Source organism: Embleya sp. NPDC025285 (genome assembly GCF_055558835.1).
In genome coordinates this window covers 62,996-79,566 of record NZ_JBVHLU010000046.1, presented here as the reverse complement: position 1 = coordinate 79,566, position 16,571 = coordinate 62,996, and the positions used below count along the sequence as shown (strand labels likewise).

Below are 16,571 nucleotides of genomic sequence, written 5' to 3'. Positions count from 1 at the left end.
GAACCGCCCCGGCGCGATCAGCGCCTGGGCGGTTCGCCACGATCCTCCTGTCGCCCGGACCCGGATCGTTCACCCGATCCGAGCCCGGCAGCCGATCCGACCGAGCAGGGAGCCTGTCATGATCATCGAGCACGCGGACATCACCGTCGCGGAAGGTCGCGAGGCCGAATTCGAGGCCGCGTTCCTGCGGGGCCGCGAGGTCGTCGCCAAGTCCGACGGCTTCCGCTGGGCGCGCCTGATCCGCCAGGTCGAGTCGCCCACGTCGTACCTGCTGCTGATCGGCTGGGAGACCCTGGAGGCGCACACGGTCGGCTTCCGCGAGTCGGACCTGTTTCCGCAGTGGCGGGCCATCGTCGGCGAGTTCTTCGCGGTCCCGCCGACGATCGTGCACTACGAGAGCGGCCTGACCCCGGCCGACGAGGCCTGAGGCGCGGAACGCGTCGATACCGAGGTCCCTCGCCCGAGACGGGGCGGGGGACCTTCGCGTGTACCGACCCCGGGGCCCGCCCGGGCTCACTCCTCCCACAACCCGGCCACGGTCAGGCCCGGGTCGATGTCGGCCAGGGCCCGGGTCGGGTCCAGGGTGGGGAGCACCCGGTGGGTCGCCGCCGCGTGCGCGTAGACCAGCAGGAGGTCCTCGGCGGTCCAGCGGACCGAGGGCCAGACCGCGTCGCGGCCCGGGCACAGGCGGGTCAGGCGGGTGTGAAACTCGTCGAGTTCGGCCGGATTGGTGAAGGTCCGAGCCGCCTCGATCGCGTCGTGGTCGGTGCGCAGGAGCGCGTGCGTCGGCACCACGGGAACTCGCATCACGGCGTCCGGGTCGGCGTCCGACATGCCCAGGCCGCGCGCGACGCGGTGCAGCGCCGACGCCATCAGCAGCGCGACGAGCAGCCCGCTGTCCTCCCGTACGCCGCCGGACGGGAAGAACCTCGCCGCCCAGAAACGCTGTTCGGTGTTCAGGTGCTCACGCACGAGCATGCAGCCGACTCCCACGCAGCTCTGCGGCAGGGTTCTGGCAGCCATGCGGCTACGTTACGGCTCCGGTGGCGCGCCGTGGCGCAGTTCCGTTTATTTACGACATTGGCCTTATTCGGACCATCCGGCTCCGCCGCGCCATCCGGCTCCGCCGCGTCAGCCCAGTTGGATGGATCGCTTGGAGAGCCCGAACCAGAAGCCGTCGATCACCTGGCTCAGCCGGTCCAGGTCCTCGTGGCCGGCGCCGAGCGAGACGAACAGCGGCGCGAGGTGCTCGGTCCTGGGGTGTGCCAGGCGCGCGGCGGGCGCCTTGTGGGTGAAGTCGAGCAGCGCGTCCACGTCGCCGGCGCGGAACGCCTCGTCGCCCCAGTGGTCGAACTCGCTCGACCACCCCGGCGCCGGCGCGTCCGCCCGGGGATCCAGGCCACGCAGGTTGTGCGTGAAGAAACCGCTGCCCACGATCAGCACACCCTCCTCGCGCAGCGGCGCGAGCCGTCGGCCGACCTCGTACAGCCGCACCGGGTCCAGCGTGGGCAGCGACATCTGGAGCACCGGCACGTCGGCATCCGGGTACATCTCGACCAGCGGTACGTACGCGCCGTGGTCGAGGCCGCGCTCCGGCACATCCTGCACGTCGGGTCCGAGCAGCGCCCGCACCCGCGCCGCGAGGTCGGGGGCGCCCGGCGCCGGATACCTGACCCGGTAGTAGTGCTCCGGGAAGCCACCGAAGTCGTACACGAGCGGAATCGTGCGGGTCGCGCCGAGCGCGATCGGGGCGTCCTCCCAGTGCGCGGACACCATCAGGATCGCCGTGGGCCTGGGCAGCTCGGCGGACCAGGCGGCGAGCTGGCCGGTCCACAGCGCGTCGTCCGCGAGCGGCGGTGCGCCGTGACCGAGGTAGACGACGGGCATGCGCGCGGCGCCCCGGGGCGAGGTGATGTCCATGCGCCCAGGATACCAAGTAGTTCTACGTTCAACAATTGACATGACAGGAGGATCTGCCGGGGGATCGCCGTCGGGAGTAATCCGCTGGCCTGCGCCCCCGGGGTGCCACTTATCCTTGACCCCGTAATGGGAACGCCAGTAGCCACATCTCAGCTCGCCGACCTCCAGGCGCGCCTGCCCCACCTGATGCTTCGGGATCAGGACCGTCTGCGCCGTCGTCTCGACCGGACCCGCAAGAACCGCAAGGGTCCGCAGCAGGTCGCCGAGACCGAGAGCCTGATCACCGCGTTCGACGCCGCCGAGACGCGGGTCGCGAACCGGCGCGCCGCCGTGCCCACGATCGGCTACCCCGAAGCGCTGCCGGTCAGCCAAAAGAAGGACGACATCCTGGCCGCGATCCGCGACCACCAGGTCGTGATCGTCGCGGGCGAGACCGGCTCCGGAAAGACCACCCAGATCCCGAAGATCTGCCTGGAGCTGGGTCGCGGGGTGCAGGGCCTGATCGGGCACACCCAGCCGCGCCGGATCGCCGCGCGTACGGTCGGCGACCGCATCGCCGAGGAGCTGGGCGGACAACTGGGCGACGTGGTCGGCTACAAGGTCCGCTTCAACGACCAGTCCAGTGACAACACGCTGGTCAAGCTGATGACCGACGGCATCCTGCTCGCCGAGGTGCAAAACGATCGGCTGCTGCGCCAGTACGACACGCTGATCATCGACGAGGCGCACGAACGCAGCCTCAACATCGACTTCCTGCTCGGCTACCTCAAACAGTTGTTGCCGCGCCGTCCCGACCTCAAGGTGATCATCACCTCGGCCACGATCGACCCGGAGCGCTTCTCGCAGCACTTCGACGACGCGCCGATCATCGAGGTGTCCGGCCGTACGTATCCCGTCGAGGTGCGCTATCGCCCGCTCGTCGCGGAGATCGACGAGGACGAGGACGACGACGAGGAGAGCGGGGGCAAACGCCGCGCCGACGATCGTGATCAGGTACAGGCGATCAGCGACGCGGTGGACGAACTGCTCGGCGAGGCGTCCGGCGACATCCTGGTCTTCCTCAGCGGTGAGCGCGAGATCCGGGACACCGCCGAGGCGCTGAACAAACGACAGCTGCGCAACACCGAGGTACTGCCCCTGTACGCGCGCCTGTCCGCCGCCGAACAACATCGGGTCTTCCAGCAACACACCGGGCGACGCATCGTGCTCGCGACCAACGTCGCCGAGACCTCGCTGACCGTGCCGGGCATCAAGTACGTGATCGACCCCGGCACCGCCCGGATCTCCCGGTACAGCCTGCGCACCAAGGTGCAGCGGCTGCCGATCGAGGCCGTCTCGCAGGCCTCCGCCAATCAGCGCAAGGGCCGCAGCGGGCGCACCTCGGACGGCATCTGCATCCGGCTGTACTCACAGGAGGACTTCGAGTCGCGGCCCGAGTTCACCGACCCGGAGATCCTGCGCACCAACCTGGCCTCGGTCATCCTCCAGATGACCGCGCTGGGCCTCGGCGACATCGCCGCGTTCCCGTTCGTGGAGCCGCCGGACCGGCGCAACATCAAGGACGGCGTCCAACTCCTCCAGGAACTGGGCGCGCTGGACCCGGACGAGCCGGACGTACGCAAGCGGCTGACCCCGGTCGGCCGCAAGTTGTCCCAGTTGCCGGTCGACCCGCGTCTGGCCCGGATGATCCTGGAGGCGGACCGCAACGGCGTGGTGCGCGAGGTGCTGATCATCGCCTCCGCGCTGTCCATCCAGGATCCGCGCGAGCGCCCCGCGGAACACCAGCAGCACGCCGATCAGTTGCACGCGCGGTTCGCGGACAAGGAATCCGACTTCCTGGCATATCTCAACCTGTGGAACTACATCAAGGAACAGCGCGACGAGCTGTCCTCGAGCCGGTTCCGCAAGTTGTGCAAGAGCGAGTTCCTGCACTACCTGCGCATACGTGAATGGCAGGATCTGCACAGCCAGTTGCGCTCGGCCGCCAAGTCGCTCGGGATCGAGGCCGTCGGCGAACCGCAGGAGCCGAACACGCAGCACATCCACACCGCGATCCTGTCCGGACTGCTCTCGCACATCGGCCTGATGGACCCTGCCAAGCGCGAGTACGGCGGCGCGCGCGGCACCCGCTTCTCGGTCTTCCCCGGCTCGGCGCTGTTCAAGAAGCCGCCGCGGTGGGTGATGGCGGCCGAACTCGTCGAGACGTCCCGCCTGTGGGCGCGGATCGCCGGGCGGATCGAGCCCGAGTGGATCGAGCCGCTGGCCGGGCACCTGATCAAGCGCACCTACAGCGAGCCGCACTGGGAACAGAAGATGGCCGCGGTGATGGCCTACGAGAAGGTCACGCTGTACGGCGTGCCGATCGTGGCCGCGCGCAAGGTCGGCTACGGCAAGGTCGACCCGGAGCTGTCCCGCGAACTGTTCATCCGGCACGCCCTGGTGGAGGGCGACTGGCGTACGCACCACAAGTTCTTCGCGGCCAACCGGCGCCTGCTCGCGGACGTCGAGGAACTCGAACACCGGGCCCGCCGCCGGGACATCATGGTCGACGACGAGACCCTGTTCGACTTCTACGACGAACGCATCCCGGCCGATGTGGTCTCCGGACGGCACTTCGACGCGTGGTGGAAGAAGGCCCACCGGGCCGAGCCGGATCTGCTGAGCTTCGAGAAGTCCATGCTGATCAACGCCAAGGCGGGCGCGATCACCGAGGAGGACTACCCGAACACGTGGGTCGAGGAGGGCTTGGAGCTCAAGCTGACCTATCAGTTCGAGCCCGGCTCGAACGCGGACGGGGTCACCGCGCACATCCCGGTCGCGGTGCTCAACCAGCTCACCGGCGAGGGCTTCGACTGGCAGATCCCGGGCCTGCGCGAGGAATTGGTGACCTCGTACATCCGTGCGCTGCCCAAGGGCATCCGCCGCGGCTTCGTGCCGGCGCCGGACTACGCGCGCGCGATCCTGGCCCGGATCCCGGCTCGCCGGGGATCTTTGGTGGACGTGCTGGAGCGCGAGTTGAGCCGGATGGCCGGCATGCCGGTCAAGCGCGAGACGTGGGACCTGACGAAGGTGCCCGAGCACCTGCGGATGACCTTCCGGGTGCTCGACGACGACCGGCGCACGCTCGCCGAGGGCAAGGACCTGGAGGCGCTCAAGCTCAAGCTGCGCGACCGGATGCGGGCCGCGGTGTCCGAGGCGGCGAGCACGCTGGACATCGAGCGCACGGGCGTCAGCGCCTGGAGCATCGGCGAACTGCCGCGTGTGGTCGAACAGCGACGCGGGCCGCTGGTGGTCAAGGCGTATCCGGCGCTGGTCGACGAGGGCGCGTCCGTGGCGGTCCGGCTGTTCGACAGCGAACCCGAGCAGTCGCGCGCGATGCGGCGCGGAACGCGGCGTCTGGTGCTGCTGAACGTGCAGTCGCCGGTCAAGCAGATCCAGGGCCGGCTGCCCAACATGGCCAAGTTGACGCTCAGCCACAACCCGCACGGCGGCATCGACGCGCTCTTCGAGGACATCCTCGCGTGCGCGGCGGACATGCTGATCCAGGACGCGGGCGGCCCGGTGTGGGACGAGGCCGGCTTCGCGCGGCTGCGTGATCGGGTCAAGGCCGGGCTGCCTCGGCTGACCGAGGACACCGTGGTCAAGGTCGAGCGCGTCCTGGGTGCGTCGCACAACGTGGCCGGGCGGCTGAAGGCCACCCGGAGTCCCGCGCTGGCACCGGCGCTCGCCGACTTGAAGGCGCAGTACACGGCGCTGGTGCACAAGGGCTTCGTGACCGAGGCGGGTTGGCGCCGGCTGCCGGACGTGCATCGCTATCTCCAGGCGATGGAGCGCCGGTTGCAGCGTCTGGAGGCGGACCCGGTCCGAGATCGCGAGCGCATGTTGAAGGTCCATCAGATCCAGGCGGCCTACCGGGACCTGATGGACCGTCAAACCAAGGGCGGACCGATCCCGGCGGAGGTCGCGGCGGTGCGCTGGCAGATCGAGGAACTGCGGGTGAGCTACTTCGCCCAGTCGCTCGGCACACCGCAGCCGGTGTCCGACAAGCGGATCCTGAAGACGATCGAGGAATTGGGCCAGTAGGCCGGGGGCGGCGCGTCGAGCACCGCCCCTTCGGGCTCAGATCCCGTCGTTGCGGAACAGGTCGTGGTCGGTCAACAGCTTCTCCAGGCGCGCCTGGTCGACCCGGCTGACCACGGCCTCGCTCTCCTGGCGGTCGCGGACCACCTTGGCGATGGTGATGCTCGACGTCACGACGTAGAGCACGCCGAGGCCGAGGAAGGCCCGGATCCAGCGGTCCACCGGGAGGTAGACGATCCCGATCAGGACCGCGCTCACGGATACGCCGAAGGACAGCGCGGCCTGAACGAAGAAGCCCTGGGTGTTGTTGGTACGCAGCGGCGTTGTCATGGCAACAGTGTTGGGCCGACCGGGTGTTGCGCGCATGAGTAGGTGTACTCAAGTGGGACGGCCCCCGGCGGAAGGCCGGGGGCCGTACAGGTCGGCGATGTGGATGTCGGTCGGTGCTACGTCCAGCGCTTGGTGCCGTTGGTGCTGTTGGCGCACACCAGCGGTTCACCCTTGTTGTTCACCGCCGTGGCGCCGAGCTGCGAACAGAACTGGCCTCTGACCTTCACGCCCGCATCAGCCGGCGGCGGATCGGCCTTGGGCGGGTCTGCCTTCGGCGGGTCCACCTTGGGCGGATCGGCCTTCGGTGGATCGGCCTTCGGCACGTTCGCTTCGTCCTGCGCCGGTGCCGCCGGTGGCGGTTCGGCGGGAGCCGTGGTCGCGGGCGGCGGCGCTGTGCTGCTCACCGGCGGCGCGCTCGTCGGCGCCGCCGTGGTGGCGGCGGGCGCGGGCGTCGTTGCCGCACCCGAGGGGACCGGCGTCGACGTCGAGGCCGGCGTCACCTTGTCCTTTCCGGAGTCGTCCTTCCCATCGGACACCGCGTTCGCGAAGGCGACCAGGAAGACCACGCCCGCGACGATCGCGACGCCGATCTTCAGCGGGCGCTGCCAGTCGGTGTACTTCCACATCAGGAAGATGCCCACCGGCGCGAACACGACGAGCAGGACGACGATCCACAAGGTGCGTTGGTACCAGGGACGTTGTGGCTGAGGTTGCGGCGGAAACCCAGGCGGTGGCGAAGCGGACGAACCGTCTCCCCAACCCGGGCCCCCACCCGTTCCATATGACATGCCGCGAATACTGACAGCAACCAACCGAACTATCCGGCGCGTGACCGAATCGAGATTCACCGCCAACCGGCTTGTCCGATCTTGGCCGAAAGATGCTGCGCGAGCCGCCCGGAAGGCGACTCGCGCAGCAGGGTTTTCGCAGGTCGACGCAGGATCAGGCGGCGATGGTGTGCTTGGCGTTGGCCGGCTCCAGGGCCAGTTCCAGCACCTCGCGCACGTCGGCGACCGCGTGCACGGTGAGTCGGCTCAGGATCTCCTCGGGCACGTCGTCCAGGTCGGCCTCGTTGCGCTTGGGGATCAGCACGGTGGTCACACCTGCCCGCTCCGCGGCGAGCAGCTTCTGCTTCACGCCGCCGATCGGCAGTACCCGGCCGGTGAGCGAGACCTCACCGGTCATTGCCACGTCCGAGCGGACCGGCCGCCCGGTGAGCAGCGACACCAGCGCGGTGGTCATCGTGACACCGGCGCTCGGGCCGTCCTTGGGGACCGCGCCGGCCGGGACGTGGATGTGCACGCCTCGGTCCTTGAGGTCGCCCACCGGTACCTCCAGCTCCGCCCCGCGCGAGCGCAGGTAGGACAGCGCGATCTGCGCCGACTCCTTCATCACGTCGCCGAGTTGGCCGGTCAGGGTCAGTCCCGTACCGCCCGTCTCGGCGTCCGCGAGCGACGCCTCGATGTAGAGCACGTCGCCACCCGCGCCGGTGACCGCGAGCCCGGTGGCCACACCCGGCACCGCGGTGCGCTGCTCGGCCTTGCTCAGCAGCGACTCCGGGGTGTGCCGGGGCCGCCCGAGGTAGTCGCGCAGGTCGCCGGCGTCCACCGTGATCGGCAGCGGGTGCGCGTCGGCGTCCAGCGCCTGTCGGGCCGCGACCTTGCGCAGCACGCGGGCGATCGAGCGCTCCAGGGTGCGCACGCCCGCCTCCCGGGTGTACTCGCCCGCCAGCAGCCGCAGCGCGTCTTCGGTGAAGGACACCTCGGTGTCGTCCAGACCCGCCTTGTCCAACTGACGCTTGATCAGGTGGTCCCGGGCGATGACGACCTTCTCGTCCTCGGTGTAGCCATCGAGCCGGACCAGTTCCATCCGGTCGAGCAGCGGCTCGGGGATGGTCTCCAGGACGTTGGCCGTGGCCAGGAACACCACGTCGGAGAGGTCGAGTTCGACCTCGAGGTAGTGGTCGCGGAAGGTGTGGTTCTGGGCCGGGTCGAGCACCTCCAGCAGGGCCGCGGTCGGGTCGCCGCGGTAGTCCGAGCCGACCTTGTCGATCTCGTCGAGCAGGACGACGGGGTTCATGCTGCCCGCCTCCTTGATCGCCCGGACGATGCGACCGGGCAGGGCGCCGACGTAGGTGCGCCGGTGGCCGCGGATCTCGGCCTCGTCGCGCACGCCGCCGAGCGCGACCCGGACGAACGAGCGACCCATCGCGCGGGCCACCGACTCGCCCAGCGAGGTCTTGCCGACACCGGGCGGGCCGACCAGGGCCAGTACCGCGCCGGACCGCCGGCCGCCGACCACGCCCAGCCCGCGCTCCTCGCGGCGCTTGCGCACCGCGAGGTATTCGACGATGCGCTCCTTGACGTCCACCAGGCCGGAGTGGTCCGCGTCCAGGATCGCGCGCGCCTCGGCGATGTCGTACGCGTCCTCGCTGCGCTCGTTCCACGGCATTTCCAGCACGGTGTCCAGCCAGGTGCGGATCCAGCCGCCCTCGGGCGACGCGTCGGAGGCGTGCTCCAGCTTGTCGACCTCCTTGAGCGCGGCGGCCAGCACCTTCTCCGGCAGGTTCGCCGCCTCGACCCGGGCGCGGTAGTCCTCCTCCTCGCTGTCCGGGGTGCCGTTGAGCTCGTTGAGCTCCTTGCGCACCGCGGCGAGCTGCTGCTTGAGCAGGAATTCGCGCTGCTGCTTGTCCATGCCCTCCTGGACGTCCTTGCGGATCGTCTCGGCCACGTCCAGCTCGGCGAGGTGGTCCCGGGTCCAGCCGACGACCTTGGTCAGCCGCTCCTGGACGTCGACAGTCTGCAGGACCTCGATCTTTTGCTGAAGCGTCAGGTACGGGGCGTAGCCGGAGTTGTCCGCCAGGTCGCTCGGGTCCTCCAGCGCCTGTACGTGGTCGACCACCTGCCACGCGCCGCGCTTGCCCAGCACGGTGGTGACCAGGGCCTTGTACTCGCGGGCCAGCTCGTGGGTGTGCTCGTCCGCCTCGACGTCCGTCACCCGGGTCGCCTCGACCCACAGCGCCGCGCCGGGACCGGTGGTTCCGGTGCCGATCCGCACCCGGCTCTCGCCGCGCACCACCACGACCGACTCACCCCCGGGCAGCCGACCGACCTGCTCGATCACCCCGAGCGTGCCCACCGCCGGGTATTGCCCGTCGTCACGCGGAACAAGCAGCACCCGCGCCTTGCTCTCACTACGGATGCCGGGTCCGGCGGACCGCCCCGCGGCGGCCCGCGCGGCATCCACGGCGGCACGGGTCTCCGCGTCGTCGAGTTCGAGCGGGACCACCATGCCGGGGAGGACGACCACGTCGTCCAGCGGAAGAACCGGCAGGGTCAGTGTCCCGATGGTCTCGCTCATGTCATGCCCCTCAGGTAGCCACAGTCGAAAAAGTTGCGCTGCACTGACTCAAGAAACAAGAGCCCCTCTTTGTTCCCCCACCCTTCCGATCCCTGTTCGCCCACAGCGAAGCGCTTCGGCCGGCAGGCGGGGGCGGGGGTCGGGCGTCGGGGGCGGCAGGTCGGGGGCCGGGAGATCGGGGGCAGGACGTCGGCAGGTCGGGGGGCGACGGGCTCGTGATGTCGAGGACGGGGTGACGTTGAGGGCGGGATACCGCCAGACCCGGGGCGGCGGGGGCGGTTGTACTGGGACTCCCCGTTGTCGGGGATCCCCTCCCCCGCCCTGCCGAAAGGGACGTCATGTCCGTCATTGCCGGAGCCGACTCGCACACCGCCGACGCACCCGGATCGGACGCGGGGCAGCCGCGCCGGTACTGGCCGGGCGTGGTGTGTCTGTCGGTCGGGATCTTCGCGATCGTGACGAGCGAGATTCTGCCGATCGGGTTGTTGACGCCGATCGGGGACGACTTCGGCGTCTCGGATGGCACTGCCGGGTGGTTGATGGTCGTACCGGGCCTGTTGGCGGCGGTCTGCGCGCCGGTGGTGACGGTGTGCACCGGGCGGCTGGATCGGCGCACGATGTTGGTCGCGCTGATCGTGTTGTTGGCGGCGGCGAACTTCCTCGCGGCCGTCGCGCCCGCGTTCTGGGTGGTGTTGGTGGCGCGGGCGCTGGTGGGGGTCACCATCGGCGGGTTCTGGTCGATCGGGGCCGGACTGGCGCCTCGGTTGGTGCGTGCGCAGCGGGTGGGTACGGCAACCGCCGTGATTTTCGCGGCCGTTCCGGCCGGCTCCGTGCTGGGTCTGCCCGCCGGTACACAGCTCGGCGAACACATCGGCTGGCGCGCCTCGTTCGTGGTCATGGGCGTGCTCGCGCTGGGCGTGGCGATCGCGCTCGCCGTGCTGTTGCCGCCGCTGCCCGCGCTCGAGGTGACCCGGGCCCGGGTGTTGCGCGATCTGCTGCGCGGCACCGGCATCCGGATCGGCCTCGCCGCGACCTGCCTGATCGTGATCGCGCACTTCGGCGCCTACACGTACGTGACGCCGTTCCTGGAGCAGGTCACCCGGGTGGACCGGGGGCTGATCGGCGTCTACCTGTTGACCTTCGGCGTGGCCGGCATCGTCGGCAACTTCGTCGCGGGCGTGACGATGGTCCGCGACCTGCGCGCGACGTTCCTCACGAGCGCGGCGCTGATCGCCGTCGCCACGCTGCTGTTCCCCCTCCTCGGCCGCCGGGACGCGGGCGCGATCGGCCTGCTCGTGGTGTGGGGCCTGGCGTACGGCGCCGTCCCGGCCTGCTCGCAGACCTGGTTCGCCCGCTCCGCGCCGCACGCCCAGGAGGCCGCCACGGTCGTGTTCACGTCGTCGTTCCAGCTCACCCTGGCAACCGGCGCGCTCGCCGGCGGCGCCGTCGTCGACGCCTCCTCCCCCTCGACGGTCATGGTGTGCGCCGGTGCCGTGGCCCTGGCCACGATCGCCGTCCTGACCGCCCTCGGCGGCCCGGACGAGGCGTCCCCGACGGCTACGGACGCGAAGCGCGCTTGAACGATTCCCCCTCGGCACCGGCAACCCCCGGGCCGGGTCCGGGTGACGACTCGGGAAGAGAAGTGCGGATCCGGGCTTGACCTGAAGTTAACTTCAACTTCTAACGTCTTCACCAGGCGCTCGGACGGCAACGATTCCGGGCCCGCACAGGACTCGTTCGCACTTCTCTTCATCTCCTTGGGGGATCCCATGAGCACCGACACGCAGACCACCACCACTCCGAAGACCTTCCGGCTGGCCGTCATCGTCGGGAGCACCCGCGAGGGTCGCTTCGCTCCGGTCGTGTCCACCTGGTTCGCCGGCAAGGCCGAGCAGCACGGGGACTTCGAGGTGGACATCATCGACCTGGCGCACGACCGGCTGCCGGACGTGTGGGCCCCGATGGGCAGCGAACCCGCCGCCGTGGTCACCGCGGTCGGTGCCCGGCTCGACGCCGCCGACGCGTTCGTGGTGGTCACGCCCGAGTACAACCACAGCTTCCCGGCCGGGTTGAAGAACATGATCGACCTGTTCCGCGGCGAGTGGCAGGGCAAGCCGGTCGGCTTCGTGTCCTACGGCGGCATCTCCGGCGGCCTGCGCGCCGTCGAGCAACTGCGCCTGGTCTTCGCGGAGCAGCACATGGTCACCACCCGGGACGGGCTGGCGTTCCCGATGGCCTGGGAGAAGTTCGACGCGGACGGGCAGCCGGTCGACGTCGCGGGCACCGACGCCGCGGCCAAGGTGATGCTCGATCAGCTCGCGTGGTGGACCGACGCCTCCCGGTCGATGCGCGCGCGCCGCCCGTACGGCGTCTGAGAACCGTCCGGGAAGCCGCCGCCATTCCTCCGCCGAACGCCAGGAGCCCGTGATGGCAACGACCACCGCCCCGACCGCGAGTGCGCCCGCGGCCGACGTCCCCACCCCTTCCCGAAGCATCGCGGCGATCGCCCTCGTGGTCGTCCTCGGCTCGGTGATGTCCGTACTCGACGTCACCGTCGTCAACGTCGCGCTCAACCACCTCGCGCAGGACTTCGACGCCCCGCTCGCCACCATCCAATGGGTGGCGACGGGATACACACTGGCCCTGGCCACGGTCATCCCGGTGGCCGCGTGGGCGATGGGCCGGTTCGGCACCAAACGCCTGTACATGTTCTCGATCGGCACCTTCGCGGCCGGATCCGTGCTGGCCGGACTGGCCTGGTCGGCCGAATCGCTGATCGCCTTCCGGGTCCTCCAGGGGCTCGGCGGCGGCCTGATCATGCCGGTCGGGATGACCATCCTGGCCCGGGCCTCGGATCCCGCCCGGATGGGCCGCACGATGGCCATCCTGGGCATCCCGGTCCTGATCGGCCCGCTCGCCGGCCCGATCCTGGGCGGCTGGCTCGTGGACGACGTGTCCTGGCGCTGGATCTTCTTCATCAACGTGCCGATCGGCGCGATCGCCCTGGGGCTGGCCGCCAGGGTCTTCCCGCGGGACACCCCGCAGCCGACCAAACCGCTGGACGTGCCCGGGCTGCTGATGCTCTCCCCCGGTCTGGCGCTACTCATCTACGGCCTGGCCACCGGCGGCGACAAGGGCGACTTCGGCTCCACCGGGGCGCTGGTGCCCGCCGTGCTCGGCGCGCTCCTGGTGGTCGGCTTCGTGGTCCGGGCCCTGCGGATCGAACACGCGCTGATCGACCTGCGATTGTTCCGCAGCCGCCCGTTCGTGGCCGCCGCGGGCACCATGGTGCTGTTCGTCTGCGCGTACTTCGGCTCGATGATGCTGGCCCCGCTGTACTACCAACTGGTGCGCGGCGAGAGCGCCACCGCCTCCGGCCTGTTGGGCGCACCGCAGGCGCTGGCCACCGCGCTGTCGATGCAGGTCGCCAGCAGGCTCAGCGACCGGGTCGCGCCGGGACGGATCGTGCTGGTCGGGATCGTGGTCGCCGCCTCCGGGTTCCTCGCCTTCACCACGCAGGTCGCCGCGGACACCCCCTACTGGGTGCTGATGTCCTGCCTGTCGGTGATGGGCGTCGGGGTCGGCATGACACTGATGCCGACCACCGCCTCCGCGCTGCGCGCCATGTCGCACGAGCAGGTCGCGGTCGCCGGTACCACCTTGACCATCATCCAGCAGGTCTCGGCCGCGGTCGGCGGGGCGCTGATGTCGGTGCTGCTGGCCGGCGCGATGCGGGACGGCCTGCCGGCCGGGCAGGGGGCCGGTGGGCTCGGCGAGTTGCACTCGTTGTCGCCGGCGGTGGTCACCGAGATCGGGCCGCGGTTGGCGGACGCCTTCCAGGGGACGTACTGGTGGGCCGTGAGCTTCATGGCACTGGCGTTCCTGCCGGCGCTGCTGATGAGCCGGCGCACACCCGCGGCGCACGTCGAGGCGAGGTAGGTCCGCCGCTTCGCCGGCCGCCGACGCACCATGGGCCCCTGCCGGGGCGGGACATCATCGAACGCCGGACGGGCTGCGACCAGCCCGTCCGGCGTTCGATGGCGTCCGGCCTACACCTCGTCGTCGCGTCGTTTCGTCATCGTGTCCGGGCCCTTGAAGGTGCCTTCCCTGGTGCCGTCCCGTTCGGCCTTCCACTCGGCGGAGGCCGGGTCGCCGGAGACCTCGTCCGCCGCGGGCGACCCCGCCTCCGGGACCTCCGCCTCGCGGACCATGCCGACGATCCGACGGCCCGTCAGGCCGAGGCTGACCAGGCTCAGTCCGTCGAAGAGCAGGGCCAGCGAGATGAACGTACCGATCGCGTAGCGGCTGCTGCTCGGCCATTCGGCCAGCACCAGCAGGCCCAGGACCAGGTCGACCACGCCGACCAGGACGGTCCAGATCATCTTGGCGGACATGCTCGCGACGCCGCCCACGATCCGGAACATGCCCGCGCCCAGCAACAACAGGGCCACGAACAGGGTGAGCGCCTCGGCCGCCACCTCGGGCCGGCGCAACAACACCACGCCCGCCGCGATGTTGAGCGCGGAGACCGCGACCACGAGCCAGAACGCGTTCTCCTTGCGCGCCTGGATGGCCTGGACGAACCCGACCACGCCGCCGATCAGCAGCAACCAGCCGAACAACACCATCGTGGTCAGTGTGGCCACGCCCGTGTAGACCAGACCGACGATCCCGCCGAGCACCAACACCGTGCCGAGCACGACCAGCAGGCCGAACCCGAATCCCTTGCCGCTGCGCCGATGCCGCCCCGCGCCGGACTCGGCGGTCGGTCCCGTGACGCCGTTCGTGCTGTCCATGGGTGCCGCTCCTCGGATCTGCCACGCCCGCAAAGTCGCGTGCGTGTTACGCCTTCCCATTGGAAAGCGACATATCCGCACGATCAGCTATCCGCATGACCGAGCGCGGCGAACGAGGTCAGCGCCGCGTTCCCGGCGGCAACGACGGCGGCAGCGCGGACCGCACCGGGGACAGCGCGGGCGCGAGCGCCGGCCGCGCCGCGGGCATCGGCGTCGCCGCCGACACCGCGACCCCGCGCACCGCCGGGCCCGGACGATCGGCCAGACCCAAAAAGTGCCGGCGCAGGCGGTACTTCTCCACCCGCCCGTTCGGCGTCCGCGGCATGCGCGCGACGATCCGCACGTGCTCCGGCCGCATGTACGCGGGCAACGACTGCGCGCACCACGCGCGTAGCTCGTCCGGGTCGAGCGGACGACCCGGCTCGGGCTCGGCGTACAGGACCACCTCGTCCTCGTCGTCCCGGTCGGCGGGCACCCCGAACACCGCGCCCACCGCGATGTCGGGATGCTGGTTGACCAGGTCCTCGATGTGGTAGGCCGACACGTTCTCGCCGCGGATCCGGATCCGGTCCACGACCCGGTCGACGAAGTGCAGCAGCCCGTCCTCCTCGTCGAGCACCGCCGCGTCGCCGGTGTGGAACCACAGGTTGCGGGTGGCCTCCGCGATGCTCAGCGGATCGTCCACGTACTCCTGCACCAACAGGCCCGGCAGATGCGGGCGGACCGCGAGGTGGCCGACCACGCCGCGCGGCACCGGACGGTCGTGCTCGTCCAGGATCGCCACCCGAGCGAACGGCAACGGCGCGCCCAGACAACCCTTGCGCACGATCCGCGCCCCGTCGACCACCGGTACGCCCAACCGGGAGCACACCTTCGCGACCGCCGCCGGCGCCAGCCCGCGCCGCAGCGGCGCCGGGGTGACCTCGCTCGGGTCGAGCCCGACCAGGACGGCCGCGATCGGCAGGCCCGTCTCGACCTGCCCGTAGCCGGCCACCACGGTGTCGATCCCGAACCGGCGCGCGAACGCGTGGTGGGTCGGCGGCAGCGGCTGCATCAGCACCGTGCTCAGCGGGTTGTTCCGCTCGCCGCGCCGCTCCGGCGCGCCCGCGAGCCAGCCCACCATCGTCTCGGTCAACACCGCGCCGGTGGCCCCCGCCGAGGCCACGCGCCGCCAGAAGTCGACCGGATGGAACCGGTCCCACAGCGACACGCCCGCGCCCGCCCACGCGGCCCGGGCCAGTCCCGCGAACGCGCCCTGGACCGAATGCAGCGGCAGGTCCACGTGCACCACGTCCTCCGGCGTGGTGAGCCGGCGCAGCAGCAGCGTGTACGAGGCCAGCCAACGGTGCGCCAGCAGGGCGGCCTTGGGCCGCCCGGTCACCCCTGCGGTGTGCACGATCATCCCGATGTCGCCCGGGTCGATCGTCACCGCCGGCGGCACCGCGCGGGCCAGGAAGTTGGCGTAGGCGATCTCGGGGTAGCCGTGCGGCGGCCTGGGGCCCACCGCGTCGTGCACGGTCAGCCTCGGCAGCCGGTTCAGATGCGGCCGCACCGTCTCCAGCGTGTGCACCAGCGCGCGTTCGGTGACCACCAGCAGCGGCTGGGTGGCCTCCAGTTGCTCGACCAGCAGATCGCCGATCGCGTCCGCGTCCAGCGGGCAGTACACCGCGCCGGCCTTCCAGATGCCGAACATCCACAGCGCGGCGGCGTACGCGCTGCGGCAGTGCACCGCCACCCGGTCGCCGCGCCGGATGCCCGCCCGGGCCAGGTTGCCGGCGATCGTGTCGGTGGCCCGCTTGGCCTCGGCGTAGCTCAGGTCCAGGCCGTGTTCGCCGTAGTGGATGAAGACCCGCATCGGGGTGCGCACCGACCACTTGTCCAGTGCTTCGGTGACCGACTCCCCGTCCGCGGCGAGTTCGGCGGCGAGACCCGCCTCGAGTTCTTCGGCGGTCATGACTGGTACAGCACCCCCTGCGACGCGCGGCATCCCGGAAGGTCCCGGCTGAAGTCCGTGCGGGTAGCTCGATCACACGGGGAGACGAACATATCGCCTGAGTGCATCGCTTGGGGGCCCGGGCGCGGGCT

The 16,571-nt window shown here is 70.6% G+C and carries 12 protein-coding genes; 5 read left to right on the top strand and 7 right to left on the bottom strand.

The window, feature by feature from the left end; translation table 11 throughout:
- The first annotated feature begins 118 nt into the window (after nt 1-118).
- Nucleotides 119-427, top strand: a complete 309-nt coding sequence (locus tag ACZ4FV_RS28100) for an antibiotic biosynthesis monooxygenase family protein (RefSeq protein WP_395859522.1) — start codon at nt 119-121, stop codon at nt 425-427.
- A gap of 86 nt (nt 428-513) precedes the next feature.
- On the opposite strand, the gene ACZ4FV_RS28095 is transcribed toward ACZ4FV_RS28100, so the two are convergent.
- Together ACZ4FV_RS28095 and ACZ4FV_RS28090 are read right to left on the bottom strand one after the other, a co-directional pair.
- Complete coding sequence (locus ACZ4FV_RS28095; RefSeq protein ID WP_395859523.1) at nt 514-1,023, bottom strand: hypothetical protein; 510 nt, start codon at nt 1,021-1,023, stop codon at nt 514-516.
- A 108-nt stretch (nt 1,024-1,131) separates the two neighbouring features.
- Nucleotides 1,132-1,920 carry a dioxygenase family protein gene (locus ACZ4FV_RS28090; protein WP_465323557.1) on the bottom strand — a complete coding sequence of 263 codons (789 nt, stop codon included), beginning with the start codon at nt 1,918-1,920 and terminating at the stop codon, nt 1,132-1,134.
- 126 nt (nt 1,921-2,046) lie between these two features.
- Between ACZ4FV_RS28090 and hrpA the strand changes: the two genes are divergently transcribed.
- Nucleotides 2,047-6,003, top strand: coding sequence for an ATP-dependent RNA helicase HrpA (hrpA, locus tag ACZ4FV_RS28085; protein WP_402238600.1), 3,957 nt, complete (start codon nt 2,047-2,049; stop codon nt 6,001-6,003).
- Nucleotides 6,004-6,039: 36 nt separating this feature from the next.
- Here hrpA and ACZ4FV_RS28080 read toward each other — a convergent pair whose 3' ends face one another.
- From ACZ4FV_RS28080 to lon, 3 genes are all read right to left on the bottom strand, one after another.
- On the bottom strand, nt 6,040-6,330 hold the full coding sequence (locus ACZ4FV_RS28080; RefSeq protein ID WP_395859526.1) for a YiaA/YiaB family inner membrane protein: 291 nt from the start codon (nt 6,328-6,330) through the stop codon (nt 6,040-6,042).
- Nucleotides 6,331-6,446: 116 nt separating this feature from the next.
- Nucleotides 6,447-7,007 carry a hypothetical protein gene (locus tag ACZ4FV_RS28075; protein WP_395859527.1) on the bottom strand — a complete coding sequence of 187 codons (561 nt, stop codon included), beginning with the start codon at nt 7,005-7,007 and terminating at the stop codon, nt 6,447-6,449.
- A 265-nt stretch (nt 7,008-7,272) separates the two neighbouring features.
- Nucleotides 7,273-9,690, bottom strand: a complete 2,418-nt coding sequence (gene lon, locus ACZ4FV_RS28070; protein WP_395859528.1) for an endopeptidase La — start codon at nt 9,688-9,690, stop codon at nt 7,273-7,275.
- Between the two features lie 338 nt (nt 9,691-10,028).
- Here lon and ACZ4FV_RS28065 point away from each other — a divergent pair, with 338 nt between their 5' ends.
- The 3 genes from ACZ4FV_RS28065 (at nt 10,029) to ACZ4FV_RS28055 (ending at nt 13,629) form a co-directional block, all read left to right on the top strand.
- Nucleotides 10,029-11,270 (top strand): MFS transporter, encoded by a 1,242-nt coding sequence (locus ACZ4FV_RS28065; protein ID WP_465323556.1) that lies wholly within the window; start codon nt 10,029-10,031, stop codon nt 11,268-11,270.
- 189 nt (nt 11,271-11,459) lie between these two features.
- A complete protein-coding gene (locus ACZ4FV_RS28060) occupies nt 11,460-12,065 on the top strand; it encodes an NADPH-dependent FMN reductase (protein WP_395859530.1) in 606 nt (201 codons plus the stop codon).
- Nucleotides 12,066-12,117: 52 nt separating this feature from the next.
- Entirely contained in the window at nt 12,118-13,629 is a 1,512-nt protein-coding gene (locus tag ACZ4FV_RS28055; RefSeq protein WP_402238609.1) for a DHA2 family efflux MFS transporter permease subunit, read from the top strand.
- Nucleotides 13,630-13,739: 110 nt separating this feature from the next.
- Here ACZ4FV_RS28055 and ACZ4FV_RS28050 read toward each other — a convergent pair whose 3' ends face one another.
- Together ACZ4FV_RS28050 and ACZ4FV_RS28045 are read right to left on the bottom strand one after the other, a co-directional pair.
- Complete coding sequence (locus ACZ4FV_RS28050; RefSeq protein ID WP_395859532.1) at nt 13,740-14,486, bottom strand: HdeD family acid-resistance protein; 747 nt, start codon at nt 14,484-14,486, stop codon at nt 13,740-13,742.
- A 118-nt stretch (nt 14,487-14,604) separates the two neighbouring features.
- Nucleotides 14,605-16,440, bottom strand: a complete 1,836-nt coding sequence (locus ACZ4FV_RS28045) for an AMP-binding protein (RefSeq protein WP_395859533.1) — start codon at nt 16,438-16,440, stop codon at nt 14,605-14,607.
- Between the last annotated feature and the right edge of the window lie 131 nt (nt 16,441-16,571).